Source organism: Sorangium sp. So ce363 (assembly GCF_051520435.1).
In the GTDB taxonomy this organism is placed as follows: Bacteria; Myxococcota_A; Polyangia; order Polyangiales; family Polyangiaceae; genus Sorangium; species Sorangium cellulosum_B.
This window is the reverse complement of sequence record NZ_CP150333.1, coordinates 966,229-985,071: the sequence shown is the minus strand read 5'-3', so window position 1 is coordinate 985,071 and position 18,843 is coordinate 966,229. Positions and strand designations below refer to the sequence as shown.

Sequence of the window (18,843 nt, the reverse complement as noted above, 5' to 3'; positions counted from 1 at the left end):
GAGCCTCGGGATCGGAGAGCTCGCGCCGGCCGACCCGTCGCCTGACGCCGCCGTGGTCGCCTCGCTGGCCAGCGCCCTCAGCCGCGCCGTCGCCCTCGGGGATCACGTCGCGGCTCGTGTCGTCCACGAGGCGATCGGCCGGCTGCTCGGGCTTCCACCGCCCGTCGACTCCGCTACCCGCCATGATAGAAGCCGCGCCCATGACATCGACTTGCTTCCGCTCTACCGCCCCGTCGCTGCGACGCACCGCCCTGGCCCTCGCCGCCGCTGCCCTGACCCTGACCGGTTGCTCGTCGGGCGGCGACTCGGGCGGCAACTCGCCGGCGCCCGCCGATCCCGTGCCCCTGACCGCGTTCTGCGCCGAATGGTCCGCCGCCCGCTGCGCCGGGGTGCAGCGCTGCTGCACCCAGACGACCGGCAAGTACGCCGACGACGCCGCCTGCGCCGCCGGCGAGACCGCCCTGTGCGAGGCGACGATGCTGCCCGCCCTCGGCAACCCCCAGTACATCTACGACGAACAGGCCGGCGGCGACCTCATCGCCCGCCTGCGCCGGTCCGGCGACGGCTGCCGCGAGCCCGACGGCGGCCTGGACATCACCGCCCTGCTGAAGCCGGCCCTGGAACCGGGCAGCGCCTGCGACCTGGCCGGCGCCGCCGCGCTGGGCGGGAACCCCTGCAAGGGGACCCTCTGCCAACCGGCCAGCTCCGGGTCGACCGCCGGGACGTGCCTGGTGCTGCCCGCCGAGGGTGAGCTCTGCCCCGACCTGCTCTGCGCCGCCGGGCTGGCCTGCACCAGCGAGACGGACGGCCGCCGTTGCCGCCCCGCTCCGCCCTTGCCAGCCGAGGGGAGCCCCTGCGACAGCAACTCTGACCTGTGCGCGCCCGGGCTCCGCTGCATACCGACCACGGCCGCCCTGCGCGCCTACTTCTCCGGCGGGGACTATCCCGAGGAGCACACCTGCCAGCCCCTCCACAAGAACGGCGAGCAGGCCCTGGACCCTGGCGACTGCGCCAGCGGCCTCATGAAGATCACCTCCCAGGCCAGCCTGGCCGCCACCTGCACCGCCTGCCGCAGCCACCAGGACTGCTCCAGCGAGAACACCGACACGTTCGACGGTCTGGTCAGCGTCGACAACTACAGCGGTTACTGCGACCAGGGCGTCTGTCACGACGGCCTGAACGACGTCGCCCCCGGCAGCAAGTCCGAAGGCGCCATCTGCTTCGACGTTGCGGAGTGCCGGTCCCTCAGCTGCGACCGCACCCCCAGCGCCTATGGCCACTGCCAGAAGGCGAATGTCGAGGCGCTGTTCTGCACGGCGCCGTTCACGGGCGGCGGCGCCGCCCCCGACGGGGAGACGGCGCTCACCACCTCCAGCTCGGGGTCCCAACCCGCACCTCGCCCCTGAGGCCGGCGGCGCCGGGGCGGTGACCCGGCGGGGTTTGCGGGACTGCGCCGGGACCTCGCCGCCGCTGCTGATCGGGCGCAGCCCCGCAAACGCCTCTTCGTTGGGGCCGCGTTGGGCAACGCTGGAAGAGGATCCAGCCGCTTGTGCCCGGTCCGATCGGAGATCCCGAGCCGCCGCGTCGGCGGGGCGCGAGGTCAGAACTGCGTGAAGAAGCTCCAGATGGCCGAGCTCGCGAAGCTCGGCGTCTGGTGGTCACCGGCAAACTCGCAGCGGTGCACCGGGTATCCCTCCCGGCACCCTTGATAGGCGACGCACGAGTTGGAGCCTACGGGGCTCGTCTCGGTGCTGCAGCCGTTCTTGCGCACGAAGACGTCGAGCGCCGCCCTTCCGGCCGAGATGGGGACGACGCTGTCGGACAGGCCGTGCGACATCCAGACGGCGACGGGCTGGGTGTTGGACTGGTTGCAGCCGCTGTAGAGGGCGCCGGACATGGGCGCGATGGCTCGGAAGACGTCGGGCATATCACAGCCGAGCGCGTTCGACATCATCCCCCCGAAGCTCCACCCGGTCGAGAAGACGCGGCCCGTGTCGACGCACAGGTTGGCTTTGAGGGAGTCGACCATGGCGCGGGCGAAGGCGATGTCGCGCCCGCCCGTGTTGGCCCAGCCGTTGTCGATGCCGTTCGGCGAGACGAAGATGGCGCTGTTGTTCGCCAGCGCCTTGAGCCCATAGTACCCGTTGTTCACGACGTCGTTGGCCGATCCGCCACGCCAGTGCCAGCCGAACACCAGCCGATACGCCCTGTTCGGGTCGTAGTTCGCCGGAATGTCGAGCACGTACTGGCGCGTGGTGCCGTTGACGTTGATGGTGCGGTTACCGCTGGTGAGGGAGGTGGGAATGCCGCAGCCGGCGCTGCGCGTGCCGGCGGAGCCGCCGCCGCCGGAGCCGCCAGTGCCGCCGGTGCCGCCGGTGCCGCCGGTGCCGCCGGTGCCGCCGGTGCCGCCAGAGCCGCCGGTGCCGCCGGTTCCCGAGCCCACGGGCGTGAGTCGGAATTGCTGATTGGTGCCGCCGTTCGACGCCCATTGAATCACGGCGGTGCCGTCCGCGGTGCCGCGGCCGTAGACGTCCAGGGACTTGCCGCTGTGGCGCGCGGTGAGGCGCACGACGCCGCTGGCGACGTCCGTGAACGACCACTGCTGGTTTGTCCCGGTCCAGCAGGAGTATTGCTGGACGGCGGCGCCGTCGCTGGTGGACGCGCCCGCGACGTCCATGCAACGGTTGCTGTTGACGTTGCGGATGCGATAGTAGCCGCCGCCCGCCGATTCCATGCGGAACTGTTGCCGCGTCGAGCCGTTGCAGCTGGCGATCTGCATGGCCGCTGCATCAGCGGTGCTGCCTCCAGCCACCTGCACGCATTTTCCACTCTGGACGCCGACGATCGTGTAGACCGCGCTCGTATCGATCGTGATGGCGCCCTCGAGCGAGCCTGCCTCCTCGATCTCGGCGTCGTACGCCCCCTCGGGGCCGATGACGCACGACACGGCGAGGACGCCCGTCGCCGCCGCAAGCAAGCTCTGCTTGGTTCCGAATTTCATCTTGTCCTCCTCGTCATATTAAGTAAGTAAAACTGGAATCTTCTCACTGCTCAGCGCTGCCCTTGCGTAGGTCGGGGTCGCTCGCCGCGCGCTCAAGGCATCGAGCAGCTGGCGTTGCCGTACAACACAACCAGAATGTTCATGGTGCATCCCCCCGGAGAGCCTGCTGCTGGGCGGGATACGTCGGGTCGCTTCCGGGGTTCCCGCCGCTGCCGGCTACACCGGAGTCCCACCGCCGCTAAGATCGTTGCTGCAGCCACGGTCACCACTGGCCAGGACCGCGATCCCAGCCGCGAGCAACATGACCGATCGCTACTTCATGACCGTCTCCTGGATGCGCATGACGGCCCATCCGGAGCGAAGCAAAAGCATGACGACCGGCCGATAGTGTGAGCGTTCACATGTCCGGTGTCAACTTCGATCGACCAGCCTGCCGCCCGGCTAGCGAGGTGCGCGCTGCTGTGAACATTCATAATTTCACCCAGCCAGCGCGCTCGCGTGCTGAGCCGCGGCACGCCATCCAGCTCGCCCCTGCTTCCGGGCTCAGCGTGGGCCCGGGCCACTCGGCACGACCCCCGCGCGACGAGGGACGACCTCGGACGTCACAGCGCTACGGCTCTCCGCCGCCGGCGCTCTCCTGGCGCTGCCGGACCGCCCGCGCCCGCCGCTCGCGGTTCCTCGCCACGCGCGCCGCCCGGCTCGCCAGGGGCTCCAGCGGTAAGAACATCCCTGATGCGAAGGAGTGGAGGTGTGCCCTACACGTGACCACCACGAGATTGATGAGCCGCGGCGCCCCGTCGGGCGCACTGCTGCAGGAAGTCGAGAGGATGCCACGACCGAGCCGGCGCTGGCCGGCGAGGCACAGGATGGCAACGGAGGAACCGATGATCCGTAGGACTCGTATCGCGCTGGTGTCTCTCACGCTCGCGCTCCTGCCCGCCTGCGGCGAGGCCACGGCGACGGCCAGCGCGGAGATGGCCCTGAGCGAAGAGCTCGGCGCCGCGGCGCTGGTCGAGGAGCACGACGAGGGGAATGTCGCCTGGCGCATCGACGGCGACGGCCAGGTGAAGGCCGCGATCACCGCCAGCTCCGGTGTGCGCATCAAGGAGGACGTCGGCGGCACGCTCGTCTGGAAGCTGCCGTCCGGAGAGGCGCGGACGATCCCGCTCGCGATCGACGCGAGGACGGGGCTCCTTGTCGCGGCGGGGCCGAAGCTCGAGGCGGACCTGACGGAGATCAGCTACACGCTCACGATCTCGGGCAAGCCGTGGAGCGGCGTGCTGCACGTGCCCGCGGGCGGCACGGCGGAGCTCGTGGCGAGCGCCAGGGTGAGCGCGGAGAGCAAGGTGTCCGAGGTCACGGTGGGCCCCCACGGCGGCTCCGTCCAGGTGGTCGGCGACGACCGGCTCGAGATGGTCGCCAACGAGGCCACGGGAGAGGTGCGCGTCTATGTGCTCGATGCTCACCTCAAGCCGGTCGCCATCGAGGGGCGAACGCTCAAGCTGGGTCTCGTGGCCGAGCGGCCCGAGGTGCTCGTCCTCGCGCCGGCTTCTGCCGGATTCTACTTCGTGGGCAAGCTCGCGGCGGTGGTCAACCCGCTCCGACTGACGGTCGCGCTCGGATTCCGCGGCACGACGCGCGTGGCGCTCTGGGGCTACCGGCCGGGCGTGCGCGTGATCGCGACGGCCGCGCGGGCGCCGCGGGTCAACATCCTCGTGAAGAGCTTCGTCGATGGGCCCGACGTCGACGTGCACGCGGGCGCGCATGCCGACGTGGATGTGAAGGTTCACGGCCATGATCGCGGCGGCGACAAGGTCAAGGTCATGATCCACGACAAGGACCATGGCGGCGGCGACAAGGTCAAGGTCATGATCCACGACAAGGACCATGGCGGCGGTGACAAGGTCAAGGTCATGATCCATGACAAGGGCCATGGCGGCGGCGGCACCAAGGTCATGATCCATGACAAGGACCATGGCGGAGGCGGCACCAAGGTCATGGTCCACAACAAGGACCATGGCGGCGGCGGCAAGGCGAACGCGCATGGGAGCAGCGGCGGCGCGGCAAAGGCAGGCGGCGCCAAGGGCAAGCGCTGAGCTGCGCCGAGCCCGCAGGTGCCGCCGTCGGGGCTTGACGTCTCCGAGGCATTCGGACTTCCCTCCCCCGGCGCTGCCCGAGAAGGATTCGATCGAGGTGAGCTGAACTTCGACATGCTCGGCTCGCCGCGCTGCGCACCGGGCTCATCCAGGCCTCGCGCGCTCACGCGGCCTCACGTGCCGGGCCTATCGCGCGCCGCCCGCTCGATCTCCTCGATGACCTCTTCGGGCCGGACATCCCTCTTCAATTCGTCCAGGGTTGCGTCCTGTCCGCTGGTGACACCGAGATGCCGAGCGATGTCGTCCACGAGGCCGATCAAGCGCGTGACCTCGTGCTCGGCGAGGAGGTTGATGTGGAGATCCAGATCTGCCCGTTTGTCCGCGAGCGCCTGCATCCGGTTCTGGCTGATGAGCACGAAGGTCGACAGGAAGATCGCCTCGACCGATGCGATCATCGCCAGCATCACGAAAGGGAATGGGTCGAAGGGCTGGATCCCGGGGACGACGCCCAAGTTCAACAGGATCCAGCCCCCGAACAGGAGAGCATGGATATAGACGAAAGTCATGCTCCCCGCGAAGCGGGTGATCGCGTCCGCCACCGTCTCTTGATGGGTCTTCCCACGTTCCATCTTCTCTTGTACGGCGATCAGGGTCTCTATGTTGCGCCGGACCAGGTTGTTCAGCTCGCTCGTGTTCGCGTGATGTCGATTCCGCTCCATCGGGGCCATGCGGGATGCAAGTTTCGCCCCCACCGGACGACCCGCGCCCTTCCCGGCGCGGGCCGTACCCGCAGGGGATGACTGGCTGCTGCGCCAGCCCGCCGGGCGTCGGGAGGGTGTGGCCCCAACCCGGGCCCAACCGCCGGCGCCCCGGCCTGGTGCGCGCCAGCGAGCTCCCGCCCTCAGGGCGTGAACATGCCCGTGTACGTCTGTGCCTGGGCCAGCGTCGCTCCTCGGTACTTGAAGGGCGCCTGTCGCGTATGCGTGCCCAGGTACGCGGTGATCTGCACGCTGTAGTACCGCCCGCTCTCGAGCACGCCCTCCGGCACCTTGACCGTGGTCGCCGTGGTGTCGACGCTGAGCACGCTGGTGCGCTGGCTCAGCACCGCGCCGTCCGCGTCCTTGACGTCATCGTAAAGGAAGACGACGACCCGATAGCCGTCCGGCTCGCCCAGGTCCGGCGGCTCGAAGGTGATGGTCGGTGTCGCGCCGGCGCCCTCGGTCACCGTGTCGACTGGCAGGCTCACGCCGTCGATCCGCGGGTCCCGCGGCAAGCCGAGCAGCGGCTCCACCGCCGCGCCGTTCGCGTCCTCGGCGCTCCTGACGACCGAAACGAAGCCGCGCAGGCTCTCCTGGACCTCATCGACGGGATGCATCACCCGCGTGCGGAACGCCACCCTCACGTCGAGCAGCTCCATGCCTCTCTCGGCGTACGGGTTGCCGTACCGGTACGTCGCCGCGTGGTCGCCGGGGTGGAACGTCGTCAAGGCAGCGTTGCACCCATCCGGGCAGAGCTCAGCGTCGCACGTGTCGTCCGTCGAGAAGCAGGTCGGGTCGACCGGCTCCTGGCCGCTCGTGACCTGCGCCTGGAGCAACGTGGGTGTGCTTCCATAGAGGGGCACGCCGGTGCCGGGCTCCTGGTACATCGCCATCGAGGTGACCGTGCTCGAGAGGACGGCCGGCGCGTTCGCCGTCACCTGCGCGATGAACCGCGAACTCCTGATATCGGCCGCGAAGCTCGACAGCTCGAGCGGCGCGAACGAGCCGCCCAAGGCGATCGCCTCCCCGTCTTGCATGTTCACCTCCCGCGTCGAGAACGACGCTTCCGCCGCCTCGTAGGTGAACGAGGACCAGGGATCGTGCGGGTCCGCCTGCTCCGGTGGCGAGCCCGCCTGGTGCTGGACGAGCTGGGTGACGTGCAGCACATCGCCCCGGGAACCATCGACCAGCGGCCGCCCGCCGTCGTGCGACGCCGGGAAGACCTTCGCCCGCCAGTTGAACGCCCAGCCCGAGCAGGCCGTGTCCCCGTCGGCGGGCGCGCCTTTCGTCCCCTCCTCCGGGACGAGCGAGGCGATCGCGTCGACATTGAAGCTGTAGAGCTCGAGCCTGTCCTGGAGCGGCTGGACCACCGCGCCCTCCGCGTCGAAGCTGAGCTGGTGCCAGGGCCTGAGCCCGTCCGCGGTGAGCGCAGCCTCGGTATCCTGCGTCGCATTGCTGTTGTCGGGGCGCCCGGAGTACGCGCGACCGAAATCGACGGTGCGGGCCGTCGCCTGCAGCATCACGCGGCTCTTCGGCGCGTTCGTCGCGCGCTCGTCCGGCGCGGTGGTCGTCACGATCCAGTACTCGCCCTCGGGCACCGCCGGGATCTCCCAGCGCGAGCCGTCGGCCGACAGCGCGCCCGGGAAGGCCTGCACCGCGCCGTCCGCGGCGATCACCTGGGCCTCGACGGACTCGTACTCCGACATGTCCCGGCTCACGGTGATCTCGCCGCCCTCGGTGACGTACCGATCGGTCAGGCCGAGGACCACGCCCTCGAACGTCTCTCCGTCATCTCCACATCCCGGCAGGGCCGCAAGGATCGCTATCACCAGCACGGAAGAGAGATGAGTCCACGTGCGCATCGTCCCAGTAGACGAAAGCGTGCGCAAGCAGCGCAAGCGGAAAATTCCGTTCGACGCGTTTCTCCCGGAGACGCGCTCGCGGCCAGGCGCGCTCGCCGCGGCCGCTCACGCGGCGACGAGCATCCGTTCCCCGTCGCGCCGCGCCGCCGCCCACGTCTCGTCCCAGGCGGCGTCGGCCTCCGCGCGCCGGAGCCGGCCGAAGGCCTGCACCTCCTTCCGCTCGCCCTCGACCTCGGCGTCGTCCGCGGGCGGCGCCGGCGCTGGCCCCGTCATCGCGTCGCCGACCGCCTCGCGCACCTCGCGCCCGCCCTCGGCCAGGCAGTAGGCGAGCACGCGCCACCCGAGCTCGGCGTGCAGCGCCTCGTCGCGCGCGATCTCGCCGAGCGCCACGCGCACGCCCGCGTCCCTCGCCCCCGCGAGCGACCGGCGCGCCCGGGCCGCCGCCGCGCCCTCGCCGAGACAGCCGTCGTGCCACGCCTCGAGCGCCATCCGCACGAGCGCCGCCTGCCGGTCCGCGTCGCGCGCCGCCGGAGGCGGGAGAAGCGCGGGCCTGAGGCGCCACCCCGCGAGCGCGCTCGCGATCTCGCTGCACCGCGCCGTGTGGCGCACCTCGTCGCCGAGCGCGCCGAGCGCCCGCGCCACGAGCGACGCGGGCGCGCCCACAGCCGTGAGATCCCGCGCGAGGGCGAGGAACGCCGGGATCGAGCCGCACTCGGCCCGCGCGCTGTCCAGCCACGCAGCCGCGAGCGCCGCCCGGGTCGCGCGATCGAGCCGCGCCGGGCGCGACACAGCGGGGCCCAGCCCGAGCGCCGGCGGGAGCACCACCCCATCGGCCGTGCGCAGCGGCCGGCCGTCGATGGCAGTGGACCGCTCTCCGAAGATCGGAGCGGCGTGGACGCCCACGCCCAACATCCCCTCGGGGGCGAACGGCTCGCCCGACAGTGGAATGGCCGCGCCCGCCGAGAAATCGACGACCGCCGGGTCGAGCAGGCTGGCCATCACACCGACGTGGAGACCGTGCTGCCCCGGGAGCAGGTCGCGGTAGGGGGTGCGGTACATCCAGCCGAGCTCGCCGTCGATGCTGGCGTCGCGCGACAGATCCCCGCCGCCGTGGGTGCCGATCGCGAAGCGGCCGGCAGAGAAGTTGAGCCATGTCGCCTGCGCGAACGGACCGAATCCCATGTGCCCCGAGTCGAACGCTCCGGGCACGCTGCCCTCCATGAGGAACGTCGCGCGGAGGTCGGCGCCCAGCCCGAAGGCGACGAGCTTCTGGCCGAAGGAGACCGACAGGGAGACCCCGACCGACATGGCAAAAGGCTCGTCGGCGCGCGCCTGGCCGGGCAGCGAGACGAGGGCGGCGACACCGAGGGCGGCGAGCGTGGGCGGGAGCGCGCGGGAACAAGAGGACATGGAACCTCCGTAAGCCAAAAGGGAGACCAGGGATCGGTCTCGGCTCCAAATTTACCAGAGGGCGCGAACCGGCACGGCCGCGGTGGATGACGGAAAACGGCTCTGGAGGGCGGGAGCACGCGCCACGCGCGGTCCGTTCGGAGCTCCATGTCGCCGTGCGACCGGCGGCGAGCGAGCGCGTGGCGGAGAAGATGTGACGCGCAACGGAGCGCGTCATTCCGGGCGGAACATCACACCCAACAGCCCGCGAAAAAAGATTGACTCTCGGTCCCGCGGCGCCGCCACATAGCCATCTGGGTGTTGCAAAAAATTTGCCGAATTGAGAAATTCCCCTCGCCAGGCGGATGGGGCACCAGCACCCTCGGCTGGGTTGTGGGCCCCCTGTCTCTCGCCTGCTCGACCTCGGGGGTGCGGCTGGCAGCAACGCTCCTGCTTAACACGAGAAAGGAAACGGAGACCATGACACGCACTTATCGCCACTTGCTGCTGCCTCTGACCCTCGCGCTCTTCTCGCACGTGGTCGGCTGCTCCGGTTCAGACTCGGAAGCGGACGCCTCGACCAGCGCCTCGTCCACCTCCGGCGGCACCACCTCATCCACCTCCGGCGGCAGCACCACCTCATCCACCTCCGGCGGCGGCACCACCTCATCCACCTCCGGCGGCGACACCACCTCATCCACCTCTGGCGGCGACACCACCTCATCCACTTCGAGCGGCGACACCACCTCATCCACCTCGAGCGGCGACACCACCTCGTCCACCTCGAGCGGCGGGACGACCGAGAAATTCAGCTTTTTCGTGACCAGCCTCGCCGCCATGCGGGAGCTGTCGGGCTCCCAGGACGGCTTCGGGGGCGACCTCCGCTTCGGTGAGACAGGGCCGGGCGCCGGTCTCCGCGGCGCGGACAAGATCTGCGCGACGATCGCCGAGAAGAGCCTCCCGGGCGCAGGAAGCAAGATGTGGCGCGCGTTCCTGAGCGCCACGGCAGGCGAGGACGGGAAGCAGGTCAACGCGATCGACCGGATCGGCGAGGGGCCCTGGTACGACCGGCTCGGCCGGCTGGTCGCGAACGAGAAGGAGGAGCTGCTCAACACGCGCCCCAGCGGGGCCGACGAGGCGATCATGAACGATCTGCCCAACGAGGACGGCGTCCCCAACCATCAGCCCGACCCGGGCCAACCCGAGGTCGACAACCACGACACCCTGACGGGCTCCAACACCCAGGGGCAGCTCCAGGGCGCCACGGCGACGTGCAAGGACTGGACGGCCAAGACGGGAGACAGGGCCGAGGGGGGACCGCAGCTCGGACACTCGTGGCCAAGGGGCGGCGGCGGCGGCCCGGGCGGGGGCGGGGGCGGGTCCCACTGGATAACGTCCCACAATGCACCGGGGTGCGCGCCGGGGGTCAATATCGTGGACTCGGGAGGCCCGGCGCCGGGCTCGAACACCGTCGGCGGCGGCGGCGGCTACGGCGGGATCTACTGCTTCGCCCTGACGCCCTGACGCAGGCAACCCGGCGCGCGCCGCCTCCCGGCCGACAACACCATGCGCCGCCTCGAGCTGCCGGCTGAGCGACGAGCTCATCGAGCTCACCGCGGGGCCGTCGTGCCGGCTCGGGCACCCCTCCTCCCGGCGTCAGCGACCGCCGAAGCCGGGAGCGAACAGGGCCGTCATCCGATCCGGACGGCTGGCGCCGAGGCGGACCATCGCGTCGTCGGCCGTCCGGACGAGCGCGCGGCCCTCGTCGCCGCCTAGCACCTCCCCTAGCCGCCTGCGCGCCGCCGCGGCGCTCAGCGCGACCTCGCTCGCGTCGAACCCGGCGATCGCCGCCTCCAGGTGCGTGCGCGCGAGCGCCGCGTCGCCGCGCGTCCAGGCGACGGCGGCCAGCGTGAGCCACGCCTGGGCGCTCGCCCAGCCCACCCGCTCCCGCAGGAGCACGCCGGCCACGCGCTCGGCGATGCGCAGCAGCGGGGCCGGATCCGCCGCGCTCGCGACCGCGTCGAGCGCCGCCCGCCCGCGCAGCTCGATCGCGCCGATCCGCATCGGGCTCATGCGCAGGTACGTCGAGTCCTCGACCGCCGGCCACGCGGCCGTCAGCCGGCGCCACGCGGCGCCTGGGTCCTCGCAGTACAGATCGATGAGCACGTCCGCAAAGAGCCCGAAGAAGTGCTGAAGCTGGAACCCCTGCTGCCGCCATGCCGCGAGGGCCTCCGCGAGATCCGCGCGCGCCCGCGCCGGATCGTCCGCGGCGAGCGCGACAAGGCTGTGGCCCCCCGTGACCGTGCGCAGCGACGTGACGGCATACCTGTCGCCGCGCGCCTCCGCTTCCTTGATCCACGTGGAGAGGCGCTGGGCGAGCCGCCTCAGATCACCGAGCTTACCGAGCCCGATCATGCAGATGGTCTGCGCCGTGCCGATCTCCCAGGCCACCCCGGTGCACCGCTCGCGGAAGATGCGCTCTGCCTCCTCTGCGTGCATCACCGTCTCTCGAAACGACGTCTCGTGCGCGGCGATCGCCCGCTGGATCCGGAGGACGCCCTCGACGCGCGCGTCGCCGGAGCGCTGGAGGAGCGGCGTCACCGCGGCGATGGCGCGCTCGACGGAGCTGCCCGCCGGCTTGCCGATGATCGACGCGAACAGCGCCATGAACGCGAGCCCGAGCGCGACCCGCCCCGGCTCCCTCGCGGCCAGCGCGAGGAGGATGTGCTGCGCGTGAAAGCCCACCGCGCGCACCGGATCGACCGCGCAGAGCCCGAGAAACGCAGAGAAGCAGACGTCGACGCGGCGCAGCTCGGCGGGATCGATCTGGCTCGCGTCGCGCTCCTTGAACCCGAAGCCGCGCAGGGCGAGCCGCGTCCGGTGAACGAGCGCCGCGGCGAGGGCGCGGCGCTTCGTCTCGGGGTAACGCAGGCCCGTCTCGGAGAGCACCTCCCGGAGCACCGCGACGCCCTCTTCCGTGTGACCGCTCGTCAGGAGCTGCTCGGCCGCGAGGCGCTTGCAGTCGAGGACGACAGAGGGCGCCGCGGCGCCTCGCGCGGCGTCCGCCGCGCCGAGGTAGGCGCGGGCGGCGTCGGCGCCGCGGCCCGCGTTCGCGAGCGCATGGCCGAGCTGCACGAGGAGCCCGTGCCGGCGGCCGCTGCCCGCCGGCGCGCAGTCGAGCGCGAGCTGGTAGAGCCGCGCCGCGTTCTCGAAGGCGAGCGCAGCGGCGGCCCTGTCCGCCGCCTCCGCGGCGTACACGCCCGCCCTGTCGAGATCGCCTGCGCCATGGAAGTGACGCGCGATCTGCTCGGGATCAGCGCGCCCCAGGGCCGCGAGCTCCTCGCCGAGGCGGCGGTGATGGTCCTTGAGCCGCGACGGCTCGATCTGGCCGGACGCCGCCTCGCGCACCCGATCGTGGTACGCCTCGACAGGATCGGCCTCCTCGAGCCCGCCGGTGCGGACCAGGTGCCATGTCCGCAAGGCGTGCAGCGCCGACGCTGCGTCCCCCTGCAACCCGGCGGCCCTGAGCGCGACGCGCTGCTCGATGGGGAGCCCCGCGACGGCGATCACCTCGAGGAGCCGCCGGGCGTCCGCCGGCAGATCCGCGAACCTCGCCAGGAGCAGCGCCTCCAGCGACACAGGCGGCGCCGGGGAACAGGCGTCCTCGTGGCCCGGGTGAACCGGCGCTGCGCGGCCCAGGTGGAGCGCGAGCTCCGCCAGGAAGAAGGGGCTGCCCTCGGACTCGCGGGCGATCTCCGACGCCTTGTGCGAGGGGCCGTGGCCGCCCAGGAGCGAGCGAGCCAGCGACTCCGCTTCTTCAAGAACGAGCGGGCCGAGGCAGAGCTTCCGGTGCTCGGTGGCCCCCGTCCACCTGGGCGCCGGAGCGCCGAAGAGCTCCCGCAGGAATGGACTCGATGCCTCGTCCTCGGACCGATACACGCCGAGCATGAGCATCGAGGGCGGATCGGGCGGGCCGAGGAGGTCGGCGAGGAGCAGCGCGCTGTCGCGGTCGCCCCACTGCAGATCGTCGATGGACACGACGAGCGGCCCCTTGTCGGCGAGCGCCGACAGGAGCTCCTTGAGCGCTCGAAACGCGCGGAACCGGAGCTCCTGGGCGTCGTGGATCTCGAAGGCGCGCCGCGGGACGTCCTCGATGGCCGCGACGACGCGCAGGGCGGGGAACACGCGCACGAGCTCGTGGATCCCGCGCGGCAGGAGGCCCGCGGCCTCGGACCGCGGCAGCCGCTTGAGATGGCGGCTGAGGGCGTCCAGCACGCTGTCAAAGGCCTTGAACGGGACGGACTCGCGCTCATAACACCGGCCCGCCAGGACCACCGCGGCGCGGCGGCCGCGCAAATCGTCGAGGAAATGCTGGACCAGCGCCGACTTGCCCATGCCGGAGCGACCATGGACGTAGACCGCCACCGGGCGGCCAGCGCGCGCCTCGTCGAACGCTTCCTGGAGCGCTCGCAGCGGCTCGCCGCGTCCCATGAACGGCGCGCGAGGGAGCGGCGTCGGCGCCTCGCCGCCTGGCGGCGGAGCGCCGGGCCGGGGAGCGGCGCCCGGCGCTGCCGCGAGGGCGACCGCCGCCTCGCGGAGGACGCGCAGCGCGTCCGCGCCCGTGGCCCGCGCGCGCGGGTCGCGCTGGAGGAGCTGCAGGCACAGATCGCTCAGCGCCCGAGGTGCGTCCGGCGCGATGAGGTGAGGAGGCGGCGGCTCGCCGAACGCCTTTGCCTCGACGATGTCGAAGAGACTGCCGCTGAAAGGCGCGCGGCCGGTGAGCGACTCGTAAAGGATCACGCCGACCGCGTACCAGTCCGCGGCGGCGGACAGCTCTCCACGCATGTGCTCCGGCGCCATGTAGATGGGCGTCCCTGCGATCGGGGCGTCTGTCTCGGCGGTCGCGAGCGCCGTCCTGCGAGCGCCGGTGTCGCGGGCGATGCCGAAGTCCAGCACGACCACCCGTCCGCTCTGGTCCACGAGCACGTTCGAGGGCTTGAGATCCAGGTGCAGCTTGCCCGCGCCGTGCAGCGCCTCGACGGCGTGCACCAGCTGCTCGAGCGCCTGGCAGAGGCGCGCGACGTCGACCTTGGGCTGTGACGCGGGCTCGCCGCCGGAGGCCGTCGGCGCCGCGCCGTCGGCGCGGGGCGAGGGCGCGTGGCCGTGGAGGTTCACCTGACAGGTCGTGGCCGCCGCGGGGGAAGTCCGCTCCGGGACATGCGCCGGCGAGCCCGGGGCGGCGGCCTCGCCCCCGCGGACGTACCTGGTGAAATTCACGCCGGAGACGAGCTCCATCGTGAAGAACCAGCGCCCCTGCGCGGAGATGAGCTCGTAAAGCGTCACCAGGTTCGGATGGGCGATGTCCGCGATGGCGCGGAACTCGCTCTTGAGACGGAGGATGTCGGCGGCCTCCATCCGGAGCAGCGTCTTGAGCGCCACATCGGCGCAGCGAAGCCGATCGTGAGCGTGATAAACGACCCCCATGCCGCCCGCCCCGAGGCGGGCGCGGATCTCGAAGCGGTCCGTGCCGCCGAACCCCTCGGCGGCCGGACCGTCAGCGACGCTGTCCATCTGAGCCGTCCATCTGACCCGTCCCTGCCTCCGCGACGCGCCATCCTAACAGGGCGTTCGCCGCGCGCCAGAGCGCACAACGGCGATGAAGGCAGACGACGCGGCGTGCGCCGTCGGCTCAGCGCTCCGAACGGGCGGGCTGAATCGAGGAGAGAGGGGAGACGCCGTCCGCTGGCGTCTCCGAGGAGCGGGCTCCGCGATCAGTTACACGGCCCGAGGTCGGCCCACTCGGCCGGGCACCAGAAGGTCGGGTTGCTAGGCGGGCACTCCGGGTGCGACCACCAGATCTGCTGGGTCGCCGACCAGAGGTGGCCGCCGTTGGTGACCAGCGTGGAGGGCGTATACACCTGCCCCGACGACCACGCGGGCGTGCTGCTGCAGTCGTTCGCGGGCACGGTCGACGTGCAGGCCTCCCAGGTCGACGGCGACGCGCCGAGGTTCTTGTTCTGGTAGACGTAGGGCTCGGCGTCGTGGAACGACCAGGTGCTCGCGCCCGACATGTTCTGCCAGGCGCCCGAGGTCGTCTTCACCTGCTGGCGAAGCATCTTGATGGGCGCCTCGCAGGAGACCTGCGGCTCGGGGTACTGCGGGCCCACGTCGGCGAAATGCTCGATGTCGTGCGCGTACATCTCGACGGTGCTGCGCGCGTCCTGGGCGAGGAACTGCCAGCCGGCGCCGTCCTTCATGTCGACATAGAGGCAGAGCTGGGCGCCGGTGACGCTCGCGACGCGCTCGGGCGTGCACCACTCGTACTTGAAGACGACCTGCTGCCCGGGCTGCAGGCCGCCGAGCGAGCCGCCGCAGGTGCCCCCCGAGCCCCACTGGGTGTTGCAGCTCGAATGATTCCCCGTGACGCCGTTGTCATCTCCGAAGTAGTAGACGAACCACCCATCCGGGCTGTGGTAAATGCCGGACTCTAGATTGTAGTACCACTGGCCCACCGCGGTCCAGGCCGTGGACGCGTTCAGAAGCTCGGGTACCTGCCACTCGATGAGCCAGCCGCGGGTGTCTCCGACGTTGCCCGTGTAGCTGCTCGTCAGATCGTAAGTTCCGCGCTGGCTCGCGACCCCGAGGCTCTCCTCTTCGTCCGCGCCGGCACCGGCGGTGCATGCAGCGGCGCCGAGGGCGCCGAGAAGCAACAACGCCGCGCCGATTCGCGGCAGAGCAGCGCGTGACGGATGGAGAGAACAGGTATGCATCGACAGAGTGCTCTTCTCGATCATAAGGATTCTCCTGAGAGCGAGGTTTTCCCCCGCGGCGCTGAATAGCGCGGACCGAGGCCGCCCACCGTTAAGTCGTGTTAAGCCGAACGACGTGATTCAGGGGTGGGGCGCTGGGCGCGCGGGGCCGTTCGCGGGGTAGGTCGATGCGCTGGTGGCGACATGGAGGGCTGCTCAGCCCGCGTCTGCGTCGATGATCTGACGCGGCCCGGTCACGGCAGCTCGAGGCCGAGGCCGAGGTCGAGGATCGCCGACACCGGCGACGCACGGAAGACGTCGCGCCGCTCCCCCGCCTCGTCCGTGTAAAAATACACATCGCGCGCGAGCGGCACCGCGATCCCGAGCCCGACGGCCCCGAACAGCGGGCCCACGAAGCGCCGCCGCACGCGCGTGTCGAGGCTCAGATCGAACACGAGCCGCTCGTGCCGGAACCTGCTCCGCACCGCCGGTCCCTCGACGCGCAGCGATCCGACCATCGCGCCGGCGCAGCCCGAGAGCGTCGTCCCGCCGCGCGCGATCTCGACGGGGCACACGGACAGCCTCCCGTACGCGAGCGAGAACGCGGGCGATCCGGGCACCTCGCCCGCGACCGAGCTCTTCCACAGCGCGCCGCCCAGCGCGAACCCCGGCCCGCGCGGCGGCGTCGCGTGCGCGCGGACCCCGACCCCGACGTTCGCGGGCCCAGGCGTGAGCCCGAGCCCGCCCACCGCCTCCACCGCGCCTCCCTCACCCACGCGAGCGACGAGGCGCGCGGCGCCGCACCTGCGGGACGATCGAAGCTGCCCAGCGCGGCCCCGACGAGGAGCGCGAGCGCCGCGGATCTCATGCGGCAGCTTATCCAGGCGATCGCCGACGCCGTCAAGCGCGGGACGCATCGCGTTCGCGAGAGCAAGCGCTGCACAACATCGCTGTCACAAGACACCGAGACAGCAGCTGCCCGGACCTTGGCTTGAAATACCCACCGACGCAGGCGTCGCCGAGCGCCCCAGCGGCCCGATGCGGTCTACCCCCGGGGAGACATCGATTCGGCCGAGAGCCCGCTCATCGGCGCGCCGTCTCCCATTCGGGGCTGCTCAGGAAGTACGTATCGTAGAGCTCCTGCACGTCGCGCAGGGTCTCGGGCGGCTCCTCGCCGTGCGCGATGCGCGTCAACTTGCGAAAGTAATCGAAGCGCTCGACCCCTGGCGTGATGACGACCAGGAGCTCTGCGCCCTTGCCGCGCGCGGCGGCGAACGCGTGGGCGACCCGCGGAGGGACCACGAGGAGGTCGCCCTTCTCGGCCGTCACGATGTCGCTCCCCGAGAGGACCTGCACGGCGCCGTCGAGCACATAGAACATCTCGGCCGAGGCGTCGTGACGATGGGGCCGCGCGCCGTCCGCGTCCTTCGCGAGCGTCACGCGTACGGTGGAGAGGGCTCCGCCCGTCGCGCTGCTGTCCGCGAGGAGCTGGATCCGCGCGGCGGGAGAGCCGACGATCTCAGCGTCAGCGCCGCGGACGACGACCGACCGATCGAAACAAGGCTGGATGATCGACATGCCGCCCAGTGAAGCACCCGCGGGGCGAGCGCTCACCTGGAAAAGCGTACGGAGCGCGCCCGCAGCCGGGGCGCCCCATGCGCTGCGTTCCGCGCCGCCGACGGGAGGCGGCGCCTGCTCAGGTGAGCGGCAGGGCGCCCCCGGTGTTCAAGACGCCCTCGCCGAAGCTCTTGACGTCCTCGAAGCCCATGTAGTGGAAGCAGCTCACGAGCATGTCGGCGAAGGAGCGATCGCCGCGGAAATCCACGAGCCGCCCGCGCCGGAAGTGGTCGTGGGCCTTGCCCGCGAAGACGACCAGGTTGTCCTCGATGCTGTGGCTGTCGCCCTGCCCGAGCTCGTTCCAGTGCACGACGAGCGTATGATCCCAGAGCGTGCCGTCGCCGTCGCTCGTGTTCTTCAAGATCTCGTAGAGCTTCGTGTTCTGCTCCCAGAGGTGCCTGTGGATCTTGCGCACCTTGGCGAACGAGTCGTCGTCGCTGTTGTGCGAGATGTCGTGGTGTCCATCGCTGAAGCCCAGGTTCGAGTAGACGCGGTTGCTGGTGTTGCCGCTCCAGTTGAAATGCACCACGCGCGTCAGATCGCAGGCGAACGCGAGGGCGCTGATCCTGAAGAACAGCTCGCCCATGATCGCGTGGTTCTCGTCGGCGTAGGGGTCGAGCCGCTCGCCCAGCGGGGTCTTCACGCACGCGGCCGCGCCGTTGCCGGCCTGGAGCGCGCGCTCGACGTCGCGCATCGCGTCGAGGTGCTGCTGGATCTTGGCGCGGTCCTCGGCGCCGACCCTGGTGAGGAGGGAGTTGCCCTCTTCGCGCACCAGATCGATGGCCGACTGCTTCTTCGCCAGGCGCCTCAGCACCTCTTGCTGCGCGCCCCCGTCGTCGGGCATGGAGGCGAAGATCCGGGCGTAGGCCTCGTACGGGTCGGTCTCCGGCGGGATCGGGTTCTGCTCGCCCGCGGGCCCCGCGTGGGAGTGCGTGTTCCAGATGTCGTTCCACTTGTCCCCGACGCGGTACACGAGGTGCCGGTGGGCGATGCTCTCGTTGGCTTCCAGCACGCGACCGCCGATCGCGTAGTCGGCGCTCGGCCCCTCCACGTAACCGATGGTGCTCTCGGTGCCGCCGATGGGGAACGACCCGGTGCCGGACTTCCACGGAGCGAGCGAGCTGCCGCCCTGCTGGTGGTTGTCGGCCCGCTCGGACTCAGGCAGATCGTAGAAGCGCTTGTGCAGGTTGTTGAGAAAGAGGAGATCCTCGCGGTACGGCTCGAGCGGGGCGAGGAATTCGCCGAGCTGAAAGGTCGTCTCACCGCGGGCGTCGAAGCGCCTCTCCGTCTCGTCGCCGTTCGCCTGGAACACGAACATGATACGGCGCGGGGACGGCGCCGTCTGGGCTCGCGCGCGACTCGAACGCATCG

13 protein-coding genes are annotated in these 18,843 nt (G+C 71.0%); 3 read left to right on the top strand and 10 right to left on the bottom strand.

The genetic code is table 11. The features are described from left to right. Window positions 1-200 precede the first annotated feature (200 nt). On the top strand, window positions 201-1,406 hold the full coding sequence (locus WMF12_RS03740; protein ID WP_437865519.1) for a hypothetical protein: 1,206 nt from the start codon (window positions 201-203) through the stop codon (window positions 1,404-1,406). Between the two features lie 194 nt (window positions 1,407-1,600). Here the strand turns inward: WMF12_RS03740 and WMF12_RS03735 are convergent, their stop codons facing one another. After that, window positions 1,601-3,001 carry an RICIN domain-containing protein gene (locus WMF12_RS03735; RefSeq protein ID WP_437865514.1) on the bottom strand — a complete coding sequence of 467 codons (1,401 nt, stop codon included), beginning with the start codon at window positions 2,999-3,001 and terminating at the stop codon, window positions 1,601-1,603. 884 nt (window positions 3,002-3,885) lie between these two features. On the opposite strand from WMF12_RS03735, the gene WMF12_RS03730 reads away from it, so the two are divergent. After that, entirely contained in the window at window positions 3,886-5,097 is a 1,212-nt protein-coding gene (locus WMF12_RS03730; protein WP_437865509.1) for a hypothetical protein, read from the top strand. A gap of 173 nt (window positions 5,098-5,270) precedes the next feature. Here WMF12_RS03730 and WMF12_RS03725 read toward each other — a convergent pair whose 3' ends face one another. The 4 genes from WMF12_RS03725 to WMF12_RS03710 form a co-directional block, all read right to left on the bottom strand. Beyond that, window positions 5,271-5,825 (bottom strand): DUF1003 domain-containing protein, encoded by a 555-nt coding sequence (locus WMF12_RS03725; RefSeq protein WP_437865504.1) that lies wholly within the window; start codon window positions 5,823-5,825, stop codon window positions 5,271-5,273. Window positions 5,826-5,998: 173 nt separating this feature from the next. Next, window positions 5,999-7,717 carry a hypothetical protein gene (locus WMF12_RS03720; protein ID WP_437865497.1) on the bottom strand — a complete coding sequence of 573 codons (1,719 nt, stop codon included), beginning with the start codon at window positions 7,715-7,717 and terminating at the stop codon, window positions 5,999-6,001. 105 nt (window positions 7,718-7,822) lie between these two features. Continuing rightward, entirely contained in the window at window positions 7,823-9,127 is a 1,305-nt protein-coding gene (locus WMF12_RS03715) for a hypothetical protein (RefSeq protein WP_437865491.1), read from the bottom strand. A gap of 470 nt (window positions 9,128-9,597) precedes the next feature. After that, window positions 9,598-9,945, bottom strand: coding sequence for a hypothetical protein (locus WMF12_RS03710; protein WP_437865485.1), 348 nt, complete (start codon window positions 9,943-9,945; stop codon window positions 9,598-9,600). Between WMF12_RS03710 and WMF12_RS03705 the strand changes: the two genes are divergently transcribed. Continuing rightward, window positions 9,944-10,630: a hypothetical protein gene (locus WMF12_RS03705; protein ID WP_437865480.1), complete on the top strand. Its 687-nt coding sequence runs from the start codon at window positions 9,944-9,946 to the stop codon at window positions 10,628-10,630. The two genes, WMF12_RS03710 and WMF12_RS03705, sit on opposite strands and share 2 nt — an antisense overlap. 132 nt (window positions 10,631-10,762) lie before the next feature. Here the strand turns inward: WMF12_RS03705 and WMF12_RS03700 are convergent, their stop codons facing one another. From WMF12_RS03700 to WMF12_RS03680, 5 genes are all read right to left on the bottom strand, one after another. Beyond that, the gene (locus WMF12_RS03700; RefSeq protein ID WP_437865470.1) at window positions 10,763-14,677 is read right to left on the bottom strand and encodes a serine/threonine-protein kinase; all 3,915 of its coding nucleotides are present in this window, start codon (window positions 14,675-14,677) and stop codon (window positions 10,763-10,765) included. Window positions 14,678-14,877: 200 nt separating this feature from the next. Next, on the bottom strand, window positions 14,878-15,819 hold the full coding sequence (locus WMF12_RS03695; protein ID WP_437865401.1) for a hypothetical protein: 942 nt from the start codon (window positions 15,817-15,819) through the stop codon (window positions 14,878-14,880). Between the two features lie 290 nt (window positions 15,820-16,109). Continuing rightward, window positions 16,110-16,613, bottom strand: coding sequence for a hypothetical protein (locus tag WMF12_RS03690; RefSeq protein WP_437865394.1), 504 nt, complete (start codon window positions 16,611-16,613; stop codon window positions 16,110-16,112). A 325-nt stretch (window positions 16,614-16,938) separates the two neighbouring features. Beyond that, window positions 16,939-17,433: a cupin domain-containing protein gene (locus WMF12_RS03685; RefSeq protein WP_437865387.1), complete on the bottom strand. Its 495-nt coding sequence runs from the start codon at window positions 17,431-17,433 to the stop codon at window positions 16,939-16,941. Window positions 17,434-17,551: 118 nt separating this feature from the next. Next, window positions 17,552-18,841 (bottom strand): DUF1552 domain-containing protein, encoded by a 1,290-nt coding sequence (locus tag WMF12_RS03680; RefSeq protein WP_437865373.1) that lies wholly within the window; start codon window positions 18,839-18,841, stop codon window positions 17,552-17,554. Between the last annotated feature and the right edge of the window lie 2 nt (window positions 18,842-18,843).

Excerpts from the sequence above, each read along its gene's own strand:
- WMF12_RS03705 (WP_437865480.1), top strand. The coding sequence starts at position 9,944 with ATGCGGGAGCTGTCGGGCTCCCAGGACGGCTTCGGGGGCGACCTCCGC.
- WMF12_RS03680 (WP_437865373.1), bottom strand. The coding sequence starts at position 18,841 with ATGCGTTCGAGTCGCGCGCGAGCCCAGACGGCGCCGTCCCCGCGCCGT.
- WMF12_RS03740 (WP_437865519.1), top strand. The coding sequence starts at position 201 with ATGACATCGACTTGCTTCCGCTCTACCGCCCCGTCGCTGCGACGCACC.
- WMF12_RS03730 (WP_437865509.1), top strand. The coding sequence starts at position 3,886 with ATGATCCGTAGGACTCGTATCGCGCTGGTGTCTCTCACGCTCGCGCTC.
- WMF12_RS03725 (WP_437865504.1), bottom strand. The coding sequence starts at position 5,825 with ATGGCCCCGATGGAGCGGAATCGACATCACGCGAACACGAGCGAGCTG.
- WMF12_RS03735 (WP_437865514.1), bottom strand. The coding sequence starts at position 3,001 with ATGAAATTCGGAACCAAGCAGAGCTTGCTTGCGGCGGCGACGGGCGTC.
- WMF12_RS03720 (WP_437865497.1), bottom strand. The coding sequence starts at position 7,717 with ATGCGCACGTGGACTCATCTCTCTTCCGTGCTGGTGATAGCGATCCTT.
- WMF12_RS03700 (WP_437865470.1), bottom strand. The coding sequence starts at position 14,677 with ATGGACAGCGTCGCTGACGGTCCGGCCGCCGAGGGGTTCGGCGGCACG.
- WMF12_RS03715 (WP_437865491.1), bottom strand. The coding sequence starts at position 9,127 with ATGTCCTCTTGTTCCCGCGCGCTCCCGCCCACGCTCGCCGCCCTCGGT.
- WMF12_RS03710 (WP_437865485.1), bottom strand. The coding sequence starts at position 9,945 with ATGGCGGCGAGGCTGGTCACGAAAAAGCTGAATTTCTCGGTCGTCCCG.
- WMF12_RS03685 (WP_437865387.1), bottom strand. The coding sequence starts at position 17,433 with ATGTCGATCATCCAGCCTTGTTTCGATCGGTCGGTCGTCGTCCGCGGC.